16 protein-coding genes and 2 riboswitches are annotated in these 19545 nt (G+C 35.7%); of the genes, 4 read left to right on the top strand and 12 right to left on the bottom strand.

Annotated elements, in window-relative coordinates; all coding sequences use genetic code 11:
• Window positions 1-29: 29 nt before the first annotated feature.
• Window positions 30-131: riboswitch (purine riboswitch) on the bottom strand.
• Window positions 132-330: 199 nt separating this feature from the next.
• Window positions 331-954 carry a pentapeptide repeat-containing protein gene (locus AC3IS5_RS02250; RefSeq protein ID WP_489426394.1) on the top strand — a complete coding sequence of 208 codons (624 nt, stop codon included), beginning with the start codon at window positions 331-333 and terminating at the stop codon, window positions 952-954.
• A 127-nt stretch (window positions 955-1081) separates the two neighbouring features.
• Here AC3IS5_RS02250 and AC3IS5_RS02245 read toward each other — a convergent pair whose 3' ends face one another.
• The 7 genes from AC3IS5_RS02245 to AC3IS5_RS02215 all read right to left on the bottom strand — a co-directional run bounded on the left by AC3IS5_RS02245 (window position 1082) and on the right by AC3IS5_RS02215 (window position 12037).
• Window positions 1082-2710 (bottom strand): Na/Pi cotransporter family protein, encoded by a 1629-nt coding sequence (locus AC3IS5_RS02245; protein ID WP_489426393.1) that lies wholly within the window; start codon window positions 2708-2710, stop codon window positions 1082-1084.
• A 401-nt stretch (window positions 2711-3111) separates the two neighbouring features.
• Window positions 3112-4665, bottom strand: coding sequence for a glutamine-hydrolyzing GMP synthase (gene guaA / locus AC3IS5_RS02240; RefSeq protein ID WP_489426392.1), 1554 nt, complete (start codon window positions 4663-4665; stop codon window positions 3112-3114).
• A 140-nt stretch (window positions 4666-4805) separates the two neighbouring features.
• Window positions 4806-4907, bottom strand: a riboswitch (purine riboswitch).
• A 33-nt stretch (window positions 4908-4940) separates the two neighbouring features.
• Window positions 4941-7169: a DUF4129 domain-containing transglutaminase family protein gene (locus AC3IS5_RS02235; protein ID WP_489426391.1), complete on the bottom strand. Its 2229-nt coding sequence runs from the start codon at window positions 7167-7169 to the stop codon at window positions 4941-4943.
• Window positions 7166-8335 (bottom strand): DUF58 domain-containing protein, encoded by a 1170-nt coding sequence (locus AC3IS5_RS02230; RefSeq protein WP_489426390.1) that lies wholly within the window; start codon window positions 8333-8335, stop codon window positions 7166-7168. The genes AC3IS5_RS02235 and AC3IS5_RS02230 overlap by 4 nt, the downstream gene beginning before the upstream one ends.
• A 44-nt stretch (window positions 8336-8379) precedes the next feature.
• Window positions 8380-9330 (bottom strand): AAA family ATPase, encoded by a 951-nt coding sequence (locus AC3IS5_RS02225; RefSeq protein ID WP_489426389.1) that lies wholly within the window; start codon window positions 9328-9330, stop codon window positions 8380-8382.
• Between the two features lie 396 nt (window positions 9331-9726).
• Window positions 9727-10554 carry an NAD(+) synthase gene (gene nadE, locus AC3IS5_RS02220; protein WP_489426388.1) on the bottom strand — a complete coding sequence of 276 codons (828 nt, stop codon included), beginning with the start codon at window positions 10552-10554 and terminating at the stop codon, window positions 9727-9729.
• 13 nt (window positions 10555-10567) lie between these two features.
• Window positions 10568-12037: a nicotinate phosphoribosyltransferase gene (locus tag AC3IS5_RS02215; RefSeq protein ID WP_489426387.1), complete on the bottom strand. Its 1470-nt coding sequence runs from the start codon at window positions 12035-12037 to the stop codon at window positions 10568-10570.
• Between the two features lie 422 nt (window positions 12038-12459).
• Between AC3IS5_RS02215 and AC3IS5_RS02210 the strand changes: the two genes are divergently transcribed.
• On the top strand, window positions 12460-13005 hold the full coding sequence (locus AC3IS5_RS02210) for a phosphoribosyltransferase family protein (protein WP_489426386.1): 546 nt from the start codon (window positions 12460-12462) through the stop codon (window positions 13003-13005).
• A 313-nt stretch (window positions 13006-13318) separates the two neighbouring features.
• On the opposite strand, the gene AC3IS5_RS02205 is transcribed toward AC3IS5_RS02210, so the two are convergent.
• Window positions 13319-13810 (bottom strand): methylated-DNA--[protein]-cysteine S-methyltransferase, encoded by a 492-nt coding sequence (locus tag AC3IS5_RS02205; RefSeq protein ID WP_489426385.1) that lies wholly within the window; start codon window positions 13808-13810, stop codon window positions 13319-13321.
• Between the two features lie 362 nt (window positions 13811-14172).
• On the opposite strand from AC3IS5_RS02205, the gene AC3IS5_RS02200 reads away from it, so the two are divergent.
• Together AC3IS5_RS02200 and AC3IS5_RS02195 are read left to right on the top strand one after the other, a co-directional pair.
• Window positions 14173-14904, top strand: a complete 732-nt coding sequence (locus tag AC3IS5_RS02200; RefSeq protein WP_489426384.1) for an ABC transporter ATP-binding protein — start codon at window positions 14173-14175, stop codon at window positions 14902-14904.
• Window positions 14901-15656, top strand: a complete 756-nt coding sequence (locus AC3IS5_RS02195) for an ABC transporter permease (protein WP_489426383.1) — start codon at window positions 14901-14903, stop codon at window positions 15654-15656. Before AC3IS5_RS02200 ends, AC3IS5_RS02195 begins: the two co-directional genes overlap by 4 nt.
• Before the next feature lie 75 nt (window positions 15657-15731).
• Here the strand turns inward: AC3IS5_RS02195 and AC3IS5_RS02190 are convergent, their stop codons facing one another.
• The 4 genes from AC3IS5_RS02190 to desA all read right to left on the bottom strand — a co-directional run bounded on the left by AC3IS5_RS02190 (window position 15732) and on the right by desA (window position 19428).
• Window positions 15732-16286, bottom strand: coding sequence for an NADPH-dependent FMN reductase (locus AC3IS5_RS02190; protein WP_489426382.1), 555 nt, complete (start codon window positions 16284-16286; stop codon window positions 15732-15734).
• 253 nt (window positions 16287-16539) lie between these two features.
• Window positions 16540-17145 carry a response regulator transcription factor gene (locus tag AC3IS5_RS02185; RefSeq protein WP_193737584.1) on the bottom strand — a complete coding sequence of 202 codons (606 nt, stop codon included), beginning with the start codon at window positions 17143-17145 and terminating at the stop codon, window positions 16540-16542.
• Complete coding sequence (locus AC3IS5_RS02180) at window positions 17138-18277, bottom strand: sensor histidine kinase (protein ID WP_489426381.1); 1140 nt, start codon at window positions 18275-18277, stop codon at window positions 17138-17140. The genes AC3IS5_RS02185 and AC3IS5_RS02180 overlap by 8 nt, the downstream gene beginning before the upstream one ends.
• Before the next feature lie 98 nt (window positions 18278-18375).
• On the bottom strand, window positions 18376-19428 hold the full coding sequence (desA, locus tag AC3IS5_RS02175; protein WP_489426380.1) for a Delta(5) desaturase DesA: 1053 nt from the start codon (window positions 19426-19428) through the stop codon (window positions 18376-18378).
• Between the last annotated feature and the right edge of the window lie 117 nt (window positions 19429-19545).

Below are 19545 nucleotides of genomic sequence, written 5' to 3'. Positions count from 1 at the left end.
ACACTCACAAGGTTATAAAAGAATCAGCAAAGCCAATTTCTTTTAATCGTAGTCAAGTTATTTAAGGTAACTTGGTAGATACTCTCGGGCCATATTCCCGACATTATACGACGACGTTATTTGTTTATAGTAGATAATATATCATTCTTAGTTTTCATTTTCAATAGTTTTTCCGAACATTTTCACATTCTTCTTCATTATAGTTCGTGAATAAGGCGATTTATCCCAAGTTACTAGATAATTACAATACATGTTTTAGCAATTTATTAAGTGTGTATCTAGAGTATTACTGATAAAATGATACAAAGTGGATTGGAGAGGAATTATAATATGCCTAAAATCATAGAACCTTCGCAACATTATTTAACAACAATCGAAAATGAAGAGATGATGCTAGAGGAAATTGAAGCGAACTCTTTACTTAAAGGATGTCAAATCGATTGTCGCTTTGGTACGCGCCAATTAAATGAAGTTAAATTCGAGAATTGTGTATTCCTAACAGATGATTTTACTAAAATGGAGTTTTTAGATGTCATTTTCGCAAAATGTGATTTATCAAATTGTAATTTTGCAGAATCTGTTTTTTATCGAGTCAAATTTGATACATGCAAACTAATTGGTTCTAGCTTCTTTCGTACACAGCTCAAAAATGTTGAATTACTCGATTGTCTTTTAAACTATGGTACTTTTTCAGAATCGAAAATGCATGCAGTTGCTTTTAAAGATGGCCAATTAAACGAAAGCACTTTACAAGATGTAAAGTTAACTCAAGTCACGTTTCAAGGGATGGAACTAAACGCAGCTGACTTTTCTGATACAAACTTAAAAGGAATTGATTTGTCGTCTTGTTATTTCGAACAAATCAACTTAGATCCAACATTAGCAAAAGGTTTATCAATTCGTCATGATCAGGCCACTGCAATCGTCGCTATCCTTGGCATTAATATTCAATAAGAATTGCAAAATAACCGTCTTCCTTCGATTAGGAGATACGGTTATTTTCGTATACCTTATGCATTCTACTGTATCCTCTGAAAATTAGGGCAAAAAAATAAGCATTCCCGAAAGAATGCTTATCACCTTATTCATGTTCGTAAATCGTATCAGCAATGTTGTTAGCATGATCGCCAATACGTTCTAGATTGCTAATAATATCAGCAAATACAATACCTGCTGAACCCGAGCAAATACCTTCATTTAATCGACGAATATGATGTTTACGTAAACTACGTTCCATTTCGTCAATACGTTCTTCTTGTGATCTCACTTGCTGTGCCAACGACACATCACGTGTATCCAGCGCCTGCATTGCTATTTTTACTGTATCAATGACAAGCTCAAACATTTTCTCTAGCTCTTGTGTCGCTTCTTGACTAAGTTTTATTCGATTTGATTCTTTATAATCAATAAGCTCAATTAGGTTTTCTACATGATCACCAACACGTTCAATATCACGAATATTTTCAAGTAGTGCATGATGGATATGAGAATTTGCACCTGATAATGATTGTTTCGATAAACTTACTAAATAATCCGTTGTTTTTTGATCGAGATTATTTATTGCCTCTTCTAATTGTGCCGCTGTACTTGCCTGCTTCACATCTAGCGTTTTTAAATAGTCCATTGCTGATGATAATCCTTGTACACCGAAATCTCCCATACGAACCACTTCTTGTTTTGCTTGTCCTAACGCAATACCTGGTGATTTAGTAATTAACGAGTAATCTAAATACTTCGGTTTATATTCGACAATAGTATCCTCACCCGGTATTAACTTGGTAACGACATAAGCCCATACGCCTATTAACGGTAGTTGAATAAGTGTATTGACAACGTTGAACGTTCCATGTGCGAAGGCAATTTGCATTTTAGGTTCTAAGCCTAATATGCCAGTAATCCATTCTATATAATTCGTAAATAACCCCAGCACGAGCAAGAAAATGATTGAACCAGCTACATTAAATAATACATGTGTTGCCGCTGCACGTCTCGCTGCAACAGAAGCCCCTAATGCTGCCAGTATCGCCGTAATCGTTGTTCCGATATTATCACCGAAAAGTACCGGCAACGCACCTTGAAGCGTTATTAAGTTTTCTGCATACAAGCCCTGTAAAATACCCACTGTTGCAGAAGATGATTGTACAATTAGCGTAAATATTGCACCAACAATAACACCGAGTATCGGAGAATCACTCATATTTAATGTTAAATCAATAAAGGCCGGCCAATCACGTAATGGCTTCATACCGCTCGACATCAACTCTAGACCGATAAATAAACCTGAGAAGCCAAATAATACTTGACCAATATTTTGAATCTTACTTTTCTTAAAGAAAAACAGCAAAACTGCCCCAAGTGCCATAATAGGATAAGCATATTCCCCTACATTAATCCCAATGATGAAGGCTGTAACCGTCGTCCCGATATTCGCACCCATAATGACACCAATCGCTTGTCGTAATGTCATAAAGCCTGCACTGACTAAACCGACCGTAATAACGGTTGTCCCTGAGCTCGACTGAATAAGTACTGTGACAAAAATACCGACTAAGACACCCATAAATGGATTTGTCGTAAAACGATCTAATATATCTCTTAAACGGTCTCCGGCTGCTTTTTGCAGACCATCCCCCATGTATTTAATCGCAAATAAAAAGAGCCCTAGTCCACCCAGGAATTGAAAAATCATTTCTTGCCAGTTTAACTCCATGCTGCCACTCCTTCATGTTTTATCACATTTATTATAAAAAATGCTGGCTTTCTGTGTTGGCTTTTCACAGAGTTTTTACATGCTCTTTACACTGCCTTTACAATTCGGTCGTAATTTCGGCAAATTTCTTTATATTTTTGTGATAAGCTAAAAGTTTATAGAATTTTTTATCTATTTTATAAAAAACTTATATAACACAGTCAATGTACTGCATAAGTTTTTTTATTTATAGGTGCGTCCTTTGACGTTAGTTTTCCTTATTTCCCTCTACATATGCATTCACTATATCCTTAAATTCAATTGTGTCATGGCATAAAGCATATTGGTATCAAGACTGGTATTACGCAAACAAAAAAAGCTCGGAAAACCTACTAATGTAGGCTCTCCAAGCTTTAATATTATTATTCCCACTCTATAGTTGCTGGTGGCTTAGATGTAATGTCATACAGTACGCGGTTGATATGATCAACTTCGTTTACTAGACGTACTGAGATTTTCTCTAAAACTTCCCAAGGGATACGTGCCCAGTCAGAAGTCATACCGTCGATTGACGTTACAGCACGGATACCGATTGCATAATCGTAAGTACGTTGGTCACCCATTACACCTACGCTTTTCAGATCAGGAAGTACTGTGAAGTATTGCCAAATGTCGCGATCTAAACCATGTTTAGCGATTTCTTCGCGTAAGATAGCATCTGATTCACGTACAATTTTTAATTTTTCTTCTGTTATTTCACCAAGTACGCGGATAGCAAGACCCGGACCTGGGAATGGTTGACGCCATACGATTTCATCAGCTAGTCCAAGTTCAGAACCTAGTGCACGTACTTCGTCTTTGAATAATGTTTTTAATGGTTCGATTAGTTCGAACTGCATATCCTCAGGTAATCCACCTACGTTATGGTGAGATTTAATTGTTTGTGCAGTTGCTGTACCAGACTCAATAATATCAGTGTAAAGAGTTCCTTGTGCAAGGAAATCCATACCTTCAAGTTTTGAAGCTTCTTCATCGAATACGTAGATAAATTCGTTACCAATAATTTTACGTTTTTTCTCAGGATCTGAAACGCCAGCTAATTTGCTCATGAAGCGTTCACGAGCATCGATTTTAATAACGTTCATGTTGAAACCTTCTGTGAAAGTTTTCATTACTTGTTCAACTTCACCTTTACGGTTTAAGTTGTGGTCAACGAACATACAAGTTAATTGGTCACCAATCGCTTTGTGGATAAGAACAGCAACAACTGATGAATCTACGCCACCAGAAAGTGCACAAAGAACTTTTTTGTCGCCAACTTGCTCACGGATTTTTTGAATTTCAACTTCAACGAAGCTTTCCATTGACCAATCGCCTTTAGCGTTACAAACATCGAATACGAATTGACGTAATAAGTCATTTCCGTACACTGAGTGACGTACTTCTGGGTGGAATTGAACTGCGTAGAATTTACGCTCAGCGTTAGCCATTGCGGCAATTGGACATGAAGCACTTGTCGCAATTGTTTCAAAGCCTTCAGGAGTTACAGTTACTAAATCACCATGGCTCATCCAAACAACTTGCTCTTTTGGTAATTCGCCGAATAATGCATTGTCATTCAATACTTGAATTTCTGCTTTACCATACTCACGGTGTGCAGCTTTTTCAACTTTCCCACCTAAAGCATGTGTCATTAATTGCATACCGTAGCAAATCCCTAAAATAGGAAGACCTAAATTAAAAATTTCTTCATCGATATGGAATGCATTTTCATCATATACAGAGTTAGGGCCACCAGAGAAAATAATCCCTGTAGCATTCATTGCTTTTAACTCTTCTGCAGTAATAGTATGTGCATGCAATTCGCTGTAAACTCCGAATTCACGAATACGGCGAGTAATAAGCTGATTATATTGGCTACCAAAGTCAAGAACGATAATCTTTTCTTGATCTTGTAAAATTGAACTAGCTGACAACGTTTCCACCTCTTCTAATATTAATAACTGTTTACCTACTCATTTTAACATTTCTATACGAAAAGAACGCGTGTGAAATTACATCCTACGCGTCCTTATGCTCTACATCAAAAAAGGTGAATGCTAGTACATGGATTAACCACGCTGTCATTCACCTTCATAGTCAAGTCATTTACGGTAACCTGGTAGAGACATCCGAACCTTATTTTCGAACATATATGAGGGTAATCAATATATTTAATTTTTCTCAATTTTACATGTTGTAACACTTAAAATCAACCGCTTGTACGATTGATTAAATATTCCCAACTTTCTTTTATATCTAACCAATCTAATTGAGTGTAATTATTACTATAAATTTGTTGCTCATATAAAGCAGTTATTTTACTCATATGCTTAGTACTTAAGCGTTCATCTACATACTTCGCAAAGTCTTGTAGGGTCTGCCCATTCCCCTTTTTCAAACCAGCATGCTCTAATTGTTTCAACAATTGATGGTAAGCTTGATCTATGGAAATATTCTCGGGTTTTTTCATACGATAATAAGTAATTATTGCTTTTGGTATCCACTTTCTACGTAATAATACTAGAATTAAAGCTAGCACTAACAAAGCTCCAATAATTATTGCTATCACTATTGCAGATTCCTTACTTATTATAGGTTCTTTTGTTTTTTCTTTTTGAGCTTGTTTTTTATCTTTTTCTTGCTTCTGCTTCTCTTCTTTTGGTTTTTCTTCTTTCTTCTTTTCAGCTCTTTGTTGTTTTTTCTTTTCTTCTTTGTTTTCTTTTTTGGGATTGATCGGTGTAGGCTGTTGTTGATTTTTCACATCATCTAACACATTATCAAAACCTTCAAAGCCTATAGTAGGTTCAAAAGACATCCAACCTATTCCAGGCAAATATGCTTCTACCCATGAATGAGCATTATTATTTGTGATGACAAATTCATTCTGTTCACCTGCAACACTCTGTATTTCTTCACCTTCAGAAAAACCTTTTACCCAGCGTGCTGGAATACCAATAGAGCGCAACATGACAACCATTGAACTTGAGAAGTTATCACAATAGCCCATTTTTGTATCAAACAAAAATTGATCAACATAATCATCATGTTTCCCCGGAATCGCCACTTTGTCACGACTATAGACATAATTGTTATATTTAAAATAATCTACAATTGCATTAGCCTTACCGTATAAGCTCTTTTCATCTTTCGTAATGTCTTTTGAAAGTTTCCTCACTCGTTTCGGCAAAGTTTTAGGTAATTGCAAATAAGTATTATAATCCTTCGATAACTTTTTCAAATCGTTTGCATTTGTTTTCTTGAGTGCCTTCAAACTATATTTTGGTGAACTATAGGATAGCGTATACGCCTCTAATGCAATTTCATTTTCATCCTTTAAAGAACGAATCTTTTCACCGTCTATTTCTCGGTAGAAAGATACATCTGGTTCTACATTATTAACCGCCATCAAACCATATGGCTGCATAATGAATTTAAAATCTTTCTTCATTTCAATTTCTGCAGTAGTTTGATCCTTTTTACTTCCTGGTTTAATAGTTAAAGGGATATTCTCATTTTGATTAAAGACCTCGACATAAACATCACCCTTTTTACGTTCCCATCCTTTAGAAGTATAAATATCCTTTGTTTCAATTCTCCAATATTGTTTACTATCAGCCTTTGCAATAAAGACGATGCGAGCATCCATTTCAAATGGTCCACCTAGCTTTTTATCATCCTCAACATAACCAATTCTTCCAATAGCAGAACTACCTTTACCTTGTTGATCTATTAGAGTAGAAAGTGATTTCGGTAAAGTTACCATCGGGCCTTTTTTCGGCATCACATAGGCAAATACAGTACTCGCAATAAGCATAACCGCTAACGGAATTAGAACAGCGATATACTTTGTTCCTTTTCTCTCCACAGCATTTGTCTCAAATAAATGATTAGCATATAAAGTACCTAGTAAAAGTAATCCTAAAAACATAACTCTTATAATGGCAAACTTCGCATTATACTCACTAAAAGTATCTAACAAAGCTAAAAATATAATCGTTACGAATAAGAAATGAATAATAGTATGCTTCACCGTCACCCAATAGTGAATTAGATAAATCGTCATCCAAAGCAAGATAAAAAATAAGATACTGCGGAAAGAGTTCGCCACACCGTTCCAATCTCTTTGTATCAATGCTAACCAACTATTTTGAAGATCACTACTTAATGTTAGTACACTCTCAATTGAAAATACTTTCGTTCCTGTATAAACGTACATTAAAAACCATAATATATAGGCAGATTTTATAATAGCCGATATCCAACCATTTAAACGGACTATATTCGCCAGCAGACAGATAGCTACGAATAATAAGAATAAGTTTAGATGACCTGTATTAGTCAAAATAACGATAGGCAGAAGCCATTCTCTTAACATGAAGAAAATCACAATGTAGAGCGCCACTAATCCAATCATTCTCTTTATAGGGTGCTCTGTCATTTCAACACCCCCGTAAAAGCTTCTGTAAATTGTTCCTTAGCAATCGTATTAACTCTAATACCACGTGTGCGAGCTAATTTCTCCATAGCCTGTTCCTGGGTGGACATAACTTGTCCTTTACTTCGAATAACAAAGCAAAGACAGGCACGTGATGACTTTGATGCCTTTGTTAAAATATCAAGCCACTCTGTTGTAAGCTCACTTGTCACAAAAAGAATTTGAGCAGCATTCGCTAACGTACGATCTTGTCCGTACAAACGATTGACTGAATCTCCTAAATCATCTTGTACACTCGCCAAATGGAACATAACCTCTTTCAATTGGCTTTCTGTTTGAATGGCTTCAAAAAGCATACGATTTCTACCTGCCGACAAAAATGCCATCGTGATTTGCTGACGAACACTCGCATCCAAGATAGAGGCAACAAATTCAACTTGATCTTCAAATAATGCTGATGGTGAACAATCTAGCACTAGGCATAAATCTTGTGATTGTTGATCTTCAAACTCTTTCGTACGAAGCTCTCCCGTTTTCGCAAATGTCTTCCAGTGTACCCAAGAAATCCGGTCTCCAGGTTGATACTCGCGCAATCCTGACACCATTGTCGTATCCCGTACAATTGCAGAAGATACCGGTCCAGTTCCAGTTTGCATGCCCATATCAAGGGGTCTGAAAATCATTTTCGTCACGTTTGGATACACAACAACCGTACGTTTCGCAGGGATGATTTGCGTTTTTTTAATCCAGCCAAAGAAATCACTAACTGTTATTTCAACACCTTGTAAATAGTGTTCTCCTCGCGGTATTTCTTCAATTTCATATGTCCACTTAACTTCCTTTTTAAATCCAACTAACAATAACCTTTGCATTGGTTGCATCATTGCATTTACCAATACTTCACTAGGCTTCGCTTCACGAATAACTGCATATACAATAGGCCATCTATTATTGCGCTTTAGAGTCATTGTCATCTTCAATGAATCACCGTTTCTCATATGTTCCTGTTCAATACTGCGCTCTATTTTCATTTTTTTTAAAGGTGTAAAAAACAACAACAATGAATATGTTGAGAAAGGAAGTAACATGAAAAAGACAAACCAGATTACAAAACCGCCTTCTATGATGCCAAATGCTAGTGTACTAAGCAGTAGCAAAACGACTAGCATCAGGCGTATGATTCTCCCTGAAACATATCGTAATCTACTTATTGTCATTGATTTGCAGACCTTTTAATGGGCACAACTGTATTAATTAAAATGCGTCCAATAATTTCTTCAGGTGAAACTCCATCATAACGAGCTTCAGGCCTTAGCATTATACGATGCGAGAATACAAATGGTGCTAAAAACTGTACATCATCAGGTGTAACAAAACTACGACCACGAAGTAATGCATATGCTTGCGAAGCTTTCATCAATGCAATGGAGCCTCGTGGACTAACACCCAAATATACATATTGGTTTTCTCTAGTTGCACGAGATAAATCAACAATATAACCTTTCACAACTTCATCAACAAAAACATCTTTTACTTGTTGTTGCAAAGTAATTAATTCTTCTATGGTAATGACAGATGTTAAAAAATCGATTGGCTTACCTTGTTCAGCACGACGTAGTACTTCAATTTCATCATCATAAGATGGATAACCCATTTTCATCTTCAACAAAAATCGATCGAGTTGTGCCTCTGGTAATGGATAGGTTCCCTCATATTCAATCGGATTTTGTGTTGCCATTACAAAAAAAGGTTTTGGGATACTGTATGTTTCACCATCGATTGTCACAGCAGCCTCTTCCATACCTTCAAGTAATGCAGCCTGCGTTTTTGGAGAAGTACGATTAATTTCATCAGCCAATATGATATTGCCCATGATTGGCCCCGGTCGAAAATGGAATTCCATATCTTTTGGGTTATAAATGGATACACCTAGAACATCAGAAGGCAATAAATCTGGTGTAAATTGAATACGCTTAAATTGTGCTCCTACTGATTTTGCCAAAGCCCGTACCATCATAGTTTTACCAACTCCAGGTACATCCTCTAATAATACATGCCCTTGAGCAAGCAACGATACTACACTCAATTCTGCTATATGCTTTTTACCTATCATGACCTTTTCAATATTACGTACGACCTCTTGAAGCTTTTCTTGTGTTTCCATCAATTGAACCTCCACTTTACAAAGTCTATCGTTTTAATCCATTAGACAAAAAATAAGCCTTATGAACCGCATCCCTTAATATAATTGGACTTATTATACCATGACCATTAGATTTCTTTTGATTACAAACCTTTAACAAAACAAAGAGTAGAATAATTATTAGCTCAATTTATCTTTTTAGTTCCTTACTATTATTGCGCCTTAATGCTCTTTACTAACCCCTTTTTCTTATAATTTTAAAATATACTTTAGAGCAGAATTTTCAATAAATATTAGGTGACAGTTTTATTAATTAATTGTATGTTTCTAATATATTTCACAAATGCACGTCCTTCGGTTGGGGTAATAAAAAAACCGAATCCTCACTTCAGGATTCGGCTCATCTATATTATTTAATTACTTCCAAAAATCATCATACACAGTTATTGGTAGGTGACGTTTATGTTGCGAACGTAAGTAATGCCCTTCTAAGACTTTACGAGCCTCATCAGGAATTACTTTACCTTCCAAATAATCATCAATTTGATCATATGTCACACCTAGTGCAACCTCATCGGGTAATGAAGGTCGTTCCTCTTCTAAATCTGCTGTTGGTGTTTTCTCGTACAAATGCTTCGGACATCCAAGCTCCACAAGTAATGCTCTACCTTGGCGCTTGTTTAAACGGAATATCGGCACAACATCTGATCCACCATCACCGAACTTAGTGTAGAATCCCGTAATGGCTTCTGCCGCATGGTCTGTCCCAATGACAATCCCGGCATTTGTTGCTGCAATTGCAAATTGAACTTTCATACGTTCGCGTGCTTTTTCATTCCCTTTTACAAAATCAGAAAGTACAACTCCCGCATCAGCCAAAGCTTGTACACCAGCATCTACAGCTGCTTTAATATTCACAGTATAGACTTTTGTAGGTTGGATAAAATCAATTGCGTCTTGGCAATCCTGTTCATCAGATTGTACTCCGTATGGAAGACGCACTGCCCAGAAAGAGTATTGATCTTTACCTACTTGGGCATTTAGTTCGTCTACTGCCATTTGCGCTAATTTACCACTTAAAGTCGAATCCTGACCACCAGATATACCTAAAACGAAACCCTTTACGAAAGAATGCTTAAGTGCGTATGCTTTTAGGAAATCTACTGAACGACGAATTTCTCCTTGTACATCAATTATTGGTAAAACTCGTAACTCTTCAATAATTTGTTGTTGTAAATTTGACATACTACTTACCTCCTTAACCAAGCTCGATTTGTTCAACCATATCTTTCACTTCTTGAATGTTACGCATCTTATTATCCCAGCATTTTTGGCTTAAATCGACTGGATATTCCTCAGGATTCAAAGAACGCTTATATTCATCCCATAATAAGTCTAAATTTTCGGTCGCGTACTCTCTCATTGCTTGTACAGAAGGACTTTCGTAGATTACTTGTCCATTTTCTACTACTTTCGTGTGTAAATTTTTAGCTTCGAAATTAGTGACAAATTTGGAGATGAATGTATGAACTGGGTGGAACATTTTAATACGTTCCTCCAATTGAGGATCTTCATCAAACATCGTAATGTAGTCACCTTCAGCTTTACCATTTTCACGATCAATAATGCGATATAATTTTTTCTTCCCAGGCGTAGACACTTTTTCAACGTTAGCAGAAATTTTAATGGTATCTTCCATTTGTCCATTTTCTTTTTCAATAGCTACTATTTTGTACACTGCACCTAAAGCGGGTTGATCGTAACCAGTAATTAATTTTGTACCAATACCCCACATATCAACCATTGCATTTTGAGCTTTTAAATTCAAAATAGTATATTCATCTAAATCATTTGATACAACGATTTTGGCATTTGGGAATCCAGCGTCATCTAACATTTTACGTGCTGCTTTTGATAAAAATGCAATGTCTCCACTGTCTAAGCGGATACCCATAAAGTTAATTTTATCGCCCAGTTCTTTTGCTACTTTGATTGCAGTTGGAACTCCTGATTTAAGAGTATTATACGTATCAACTAAAAACACACAGTCTTTATGACGTCTTGCATAAGCATGAAACGCCTCGTAGTCGTTTTTATAAGCTTGAACAAGTGAGTGAGCATGAGTGCCCGCAACTGGCAAATTAAATAATTTACCTGCACGCACATTACTTGTTGATTCCAATCCACCTATAATTGCTGCACGTGTACCCCAAATGGCTGCATCCATCTCTTGAGCACGACGTGTACCAAATTCCATTACCACATCGTCTTTTACAATTTGCTTAATACGACTTGCTTTTGTAGCAATCAATGTTTGATAATTAACAATGTTCAGTAGAGCCGTTTCAACTAATTGTGCTTCTACTAAAGGCGCTTCAATACGCACAATCGGTTCATTACCGAAGACTAGTTCACCTTCAACCATTGAATACACATCTCCGGTAAAGCGTAAATCTCTTAAATACTCGATAAAATCTTCGCTATAACCTAAATCATTTTGCAAATACTCTAAATCGCTTTCACTAAAACGGAAATCACGTAAATATTCCAGCATTCTTTCTAGACCAGCAAAAATTGCAAAACCGTTGCCAAATGGTAATTTTCTGAAATACAGCTCAAACACTGATTTTCTATTATGTATACCATCCGCCCAATAAGATTCTGCCATGTTTATCTGATATAAGTCTGTATGTAGCGCTAAGCTATCATCTGGATATTTCGACTTCATACTTAGTCCCTTCTTCCACCATCGTAATTAGTCATAGTATACACTATTTAACGTTAAACATGTTTTGAAAACCGCTATTCTATCTCGTGAACCGTATATTTCTTCATTAATTTCACTGTAAATTTCTAAATCTTCTCAGTAATCCATTAACTACAAATTTGAACATTAGTTTTAAAGGTGATAACATTGTTTTTGAATCGAACAATCCCGTATACTTCCAGTAAAGTGTATTAAAAATATTTAGGTATTCATCGTGATATTGCTATATTTAGGAATGGTCACGTTATTTTTTGATGATGCACATTATTACAACTTAAATCATCTGAAAATTTAAAGACTATTAGAGACCTATTTATATAAACCATCGGGTGTTTTTTGAAATTGTCTCATTAGTTATTTTGTAAATCGGAGGATTTTATGCAATGAAAACTTATGAATTACATGTCGCAGGTTTAAAGCGTCATTTACCCATTATTCAAATTAAAGAAAATCTCTCTATAGCTAGCTTTGTTTTATTAGGTGATATAGAGATGGTGGATGCTGCAGCAACTGCCCTTGCTGAAAAGCTACCTGATGTAGATCTACTCATTACAGCAGAAGCAAAAGGGATTCCTTTAGTATATGAACTTTCAAAGCGGATGAAATTACCACGTTATGTCGTAGCGCGTAAATCATTAAAAACCTATATGCTTGAACCACTTATCCATGAAGTGAAATCAATTACGACAGAAGAAAAACAAATCCTTTGTCTAGATTTCCATGATGTTGCCTTTTTAAAATATAAAAGGGTTGCAATTATTGATGATGTTATTAGCACTGGTGAGTCTATTAAAGTTTTAGAAGAGCTTGTGACAAAAGCCGGTGGTCGAGTTGTTGCAAAAGCCGCTATTATAGCAGAAGGTGATGCTATTAAACGGGATGACATTATTTTCTTAGGAGAATTGCCACTCTTCCCTCATAACCAATAAACTTACAAATTCACAAGCCAATTCAATTTTGAAGTGGCTTTTAATTTTGTCAAAATTTTATTTACGCTAATAAAATGTACGATTCTCACACTAAGGGATTAAGGAGTTCAAGTCTTAATTGAAGTAGTTTTATTATCCGAAACGACTTTAATCAGACAAGCATAACTAGGTTATGTGAACTATAAAACCCCTTCAAGATGATTTGAATTGACATTATTAATTTATATTATTGTTACTATTTATATAGGAAGAAACTCGATTTTATTGCATCAAATTGGTAAAATAGTTTCTCTGTTTTCATAGCTCATGTATTTCATTTTTCTAATGCAAGTAGTGCTTTTTTCATCGTTAGTCCGCTACGAAAACCTGTAAGTTGACCATCTTTTCCGATAACGCGATGACATGGTACGATTATCAAAATTGGATTTGCACCAATTGCTGTACCTACAGCTCGCACTGCCTTTGGATTATTTATTTGATTGGCGATTGCTGAGTAAGTTGTTGTTTCGCCATAAGGAATTCCTTGTAAAGCTTTCCAAACAGCTTGTTGAAACTCTGTACCTCCTGTATCTAGAGGCATCACGAATTCCCTTTTCTCACCTTTAAAATAGTCTAGCAATTCTTTTTTATGCGTTTCTAATTTTCCATCAGATTCTATTAAGGTATACTGTTTAAACCTTTTTGCAGACATCGTTTCCAACTCATCCATACTAATACCTACATAACTAAGCCCCTGGTCTGTAGCGGCTAAATAAATTCTCCAATCCTCATATTGAAAACATGTCCAATAAATTTCTTTTATCATGCTAATATTCCCCTTTTTAGTTAAGACTTTGGTATTACACCAATCATTTTTATTAATAATGTAATAAAATACGATACATTTGATTCGCACCTATTCAAGATATAGCACGCTAATGTAGATTGTTCTTCGGTAGGATGCAAAAACAACCTTAATTTTTAAGTATAATTATAATACACCAAATGTTGTTAGGTGAAAGTGTGGTTTTAGATTGTAAAAGCAAGAATTTGAAAATCCCACACGTTGCTAACAAAAAATGGAGCATTGCTTGCTTTAATAATGAACGCTTAACCCTTCTAAAATAGAAGATTATTCTTCAACTATGGTACATTTAGTGTAAAGAACTTTATTCAGGAGGCTTACAAATGGATAATGTATATGAGCCAGCTATACATTTTAATCATGTTGATTTTCAAATTGGTGACTCTAAAATAATAAAAAAAGTTACTGGATCCTTTCCAAAGGGAAAAATCACAACACTCGTTGGCCCATCTGGCGCGGGTAAGACAACTTTACTCAAAATGTGCAACGGTTTAATCTCCCCTAGTGCTGGTGAAATTTTCATTCATAATAAACTCATTACTAATTATGACCCAATTGATTTACGGAGAAATGTCGGAATGGCATTGCAAGCTGCTCCTATGATCAAAGGCACAGTTTTTGAAAATTTAGAGCTTCCATTAGCATTGCAAAACAAAAAATTACCTGAAGAAGATGCTATCTCGTACTTAGAAGATGTAGGTTTGGAACGCTCTTTTTTACATAAAGATGCAGATAATTTATCCGGTGGACAACGCCAAAAAGTATCGATTGCTAGAACCCTAGTCAATCAATCTGAAATTTTGTTACTCGATGAAATTACATCTGCACTAGATCGTGCTTCATTAAAAGAAATAGAAGCACTAATCGTCAAAATCAACGAAAAATATAACGTGACGATGATTTGGATTACACATAATCTTGAGCAAGCATTAAAAATAGGTCACTATACTTGGGTTTTAATGAAAGGTGAAGTTATTGAGGCTGGAAATAGCAAACTATTAGAAGACCCTCAAGGTGAGCTTGTAAAACGCTTTGTACAAGGAGTGATTAAGTGAGCTATTTGGCATTATCCTTAACGTTGATTTTCGTACTTATACCACTAATTTTATCAAAAACTTTAAAACTCGGATTAGAAAAAGATACATTTATTGCAACGATACGCTCCATTATCCAGTTACTTGCTGTCGGCTATGTATTAAAATTTGTTTTTGATTCCAATCATTTTATCTACGTATTCTTAATGATTGCTTTGATGATTGGGACTGCTACATTAAACGCACGTAAAAAAGGTAAGTCCATTGACGGGATTACGTGGAAAATTGCTGTTACTTTACTGACTGTTGAAGTATTGACGCAAGCCATACTACTAGGCTTCCACATTGTACCCGCAACTGCACAATATATTATTCCAATTAGTGGTATGATCATCGGGAATTCCATGGTACTATCCATTTTATTCTTAAATCGTTTCACAGCTGAAATGCACGCTCATCGTGATCAAGTAGAGCTTATTTTATCGTTAGGTGGAACACCAAAACAGGCTATTCATCATCAATTAATTAGTGCGATAAAAGCAAGCATGATTCCAACGATAGAAAGCCAAAAAACTATTGGACTTGTACAACTTCCCGGCATGATGAGTGGTCAAATCATTGCTGGAGCTGACCCTATCCAGGCAGTTCAGTTTCAATTACTAATCGTTTTTATCTTGCTTACGACAGCGGCTGTATCAAGTATTTTCCTTGGTTTTTTGTCCTATCCAACATTGTTTAACAGTCGCATGCAAATGTTGAAAGAAAAATTTTAATTAAAAAGCTTCTTCTCCATACGTCTTAGAGAAGAAGCTTTTTTGTCATAATAATATGTACTGGGGAGCCATATATTATTTAGAATGTTTGTCGTAAAAAGCAATAAAGTTTTCTACAACCGTATCAAGGAATGCAATTGTTTTCTCATCTGTTAGTTCACCAGCTTCGTTTAACTTTGTATGAACTGCTCCTATATATACTTCATTACCTGGTAGTAGTACTGGCCCTAAAGTTGGATTTAAAAGTATTTCACGTAAATGGATTTGGGCACGAACACTTCCTAAAACACCCATTGATGAACCTACAATGAATCCCAGTTTATCTTTGATTGTATAATCACCACCACGTGATAACCAGTCAATTGCATTTTTCAATGCACCTGGAATTGAATAGTTATATTCAGGAACAGCAAATAATACTGCATCAGAATCTTTAACATCCGCTTTAAAAGCTGTCGCACCAGCTGGTGGATTGTTTTCAATATCAATTGAGAACATTTCAACATCATTAATTAAAACTGGTGTAATATCCAGTTTGTTTGAATATCGTTTTTTCATAAAGTTTACAATTTTTAAATTATTTGAAGTTGAGCTAGTTGAACCTATAATTGCTTTTACTTTAATAGTCATTTAATGTCTACTTCCTTTTCTATTTCAAAATTTTGTAACGAGTAAAGCATATACCCTATATATAGAATATTCCACCAATTTGACTCAGTGACGAAAAACAACTTGTATTTTATTGAATTAACATACTCGAGCTTCCTTTTAACCTACTCGCTCCTACATTCGTAATCTTTCCAACAAAAAAGCACCTCACAAGGAGATGCTGATTAATTTACAATATGGATTTATATAAAACTCACTTAGCCAGCTTTTCGCTCTATTTGTTCCATCCTTTTTCCTTAAAACGAGCGATAGCTTCAATTCGATTGCTTACTTCTAGTTTGTCTAAGATGGTTGAAATATAGTTTCGCACGGTACCGGGCGAAAGAAAAAGCTCCCCCGCTATTTCCTTCGTCGTTTTACCCTCCGCTACTAGCTCTAGTACTTCACTTTCACGTTCTGTGAGCGGATTTTCAATCGTCTCTTCATAGACAATATCGATTAATTCAGGTGCATATAGCCGTCTGCCTTCCATAATTACACGGATAGAATTTACAAGTTCTTCAATGGGACTGTCTTTTAATAGATAACCACGCACACCCGCTTTACGAGCGCGTTCGAAATAACCTGGACGTGCAAAAGTAGTTAAGATGATAATCTTACAAGGATGATCTTGTAATTCTTCAGCAGCATCTAATCCGGTTTTCAAGGGCATTTCAATATCCATAATACAAATATCTGGATTATGCTCCTCTACAAGCGCAACAGCTTCAGCTCCATTTTTTCCAATGCCGACTACTTCCATATCATCTTCCATATTGAGTAAAGATTTCATAGCACCTAATAGCATACCTTGATCTTCAGCTATGACGATTTTAATCATGTTGGTCACTTCCTTTTTGATGTGTGATGACGACAGGTACAGTAATGTTAAGCACTGTGCCGTTTTGTTCAGTAATTTGCAGATTGCCGTTGACGAACTCTAATCGTTCCCGCATGCCATTTAAACCATTACCTTCTGATTTCTCTTTTTTGGCTGATAGGCCAACGCCATTATCTGCAATGATAATCTGTAATTCATTTTTATTTTGGACGAATGTAATTTCACACTTCGATCCATCACTATGTTTTACTATGTTATTAACAGCTTCCTTTAAACACATGCTTAGAACGTTTTCAACGATTGTTGGAACTTTATCAAAATTAGGGTCTCCTACAATCGTCAATTCCATTTCAGCTGCATCTAAAATTTGCTGGATACGGACAAGTTCATCACGTAACTTCACTGTGCGCATATCTGCGACAAGTTCACGTACTTCCTTCAACGCAATGCTCGCTGTTTGGCGGATATCTTTTAATTCCATCACTGCTGCCTGTGGATCCTTTTCCACTAAACGTGCAGCCAAATCACTTTTCAAACCAATCATAGAAAGCTTTTGCCCGAGGGTATCATGCAAATCGCGCGCAATACGCTGGCGCTCTTCATAGATACTAAGCTCAGAAATACGTTCTTTTGCCGACTCAAGTTGTCCCTCAAGCTTTTCACGTCTATTCCAGTTATATAAATTAAACGGTAATAGGACCGTTCCAATAACCGAAATAATGATAAAGTGAATTTGAGGAAGAAACAAATCAATTTCAATGAAAAATCCTGCTACTATCGCGCCAATTGTAAAAGCGATATGTAAGCCATACATAATATAAAACCCTACAGTATTACGGATATTCCCGATAAAAAATGCCGTAAATAATGAGAGATAAACATAACCAAAAAGTAATGTCATCGCAACATTAATTATCATTTCAAAGGATACCCACATATATACGAGTCCATTGTGTGATCTATGTGAAAAACGATATGAAACAAAATATAAAAGTAAAATTGAAATTCCTATCGTTATTTCTAAAAATGAAGATGACCTAAATATGAAAAAGAACGGTAGTAAACAGAAAATAACCCAAGCATAGATACTTAGCCAAGGACTTTTCGGGAAAATACTAAACCAGCTCAGCATAAATTCATTCACCGCCCCATCTAATTGCCCCTATTATATCAAATGTCGTACAAACAAAAACAGCCATCTCTGTTTAAAGAAATGACCGTTTTTCATACTTAGCTTGCTTTTTTCATAGGTACCTCTTGATTTTTTGACAAACGATCATGTTCATCTACTAACCTTTGTACAGATTTGAAAGTCACAAAGGCTTTATGTGATGGATCATATAATTTATAACGTAATGATTCTAAACTTGTTTTGATAGTTACTGTTGTTGCTTTTTGAAGTGGTGGTACTTTTTCATGTGCTTCTTCTAATAAGTAATTAGGTACACGTGGTGATAGATGATGTACGTGATGGAAACCAATATTACCTGTTACCCATTGTAAAACTAGTGGCAATTTATAATATGAACTTCCTTCAATCGCTGCTTTTACATAATCCCACTCAGATTCTTCTTCAAAATAAGAATCTTCAAATGTATGTTGAATGTAGAATAACCAAATTCCTAATGCCCCAGCTACAAACATCGTCGTACCGTGTACGATTAAAAATGCAGTCCATCCGGCAGTCATCACAAGCGTAGTTGCTAATGCTACGATAATAACATTTGATAAATACGTATTCATACGCTCTTTTCGTTTTGCATCCTTACGATTAAAACGACTTGAAACTAAAACTAAATATAGTGGGCCCAATCCGAACATTACAAGCGGGTTACGGTAAGCACGATATTTGAATCGCTCCATTTTTGATGCTGCAATGTACTCATCAATTGTCATTACCCAAATGTCACCAACACCACGTTTATCTAAATTTGAACTTGTTGCATGGTGAATTGCGTGTTCACGTTTCCATTTTTCATAAGAAAACAATGTTAATACTCCTGTTATTGTACCAACGATATCTGTTGCTTTTTTATTTTTAAAAAATGACCCGTGAGTACAATCATGAAATATAATGAATGTACGAACTACAAAACCTGCTGCGATTATACTTAAACCAACCGATGCCCAAACAGAAACTGGAACTAATAGATACGCTGCTGTCCATAAGATTATTAGTGGTAGCAAAGTGTTAACCATTTGCATAATACTTTTATTCAAATGAGACTTAGCGAACGGTGCGACGTCTTTACGTAATTGCTTCGTCTTTTCTATATTATTCATGTGATGTCCCTCACTTTTCTTCGCTTTATATATTCTCATCTTAAAACTTATAGTTACATGACAGTAGATATAGTTGTCATGATTAACATATGACATCTGTCATATAGCAAGTCTTAA

This window comes from Viridibacillus sp. KH_047, from assembly GCF_057838945.1.
Note: the sequence above shows the minus strand (reverse complement) of the source record. Positions and strands in the feature narration are given on the sequence as shown.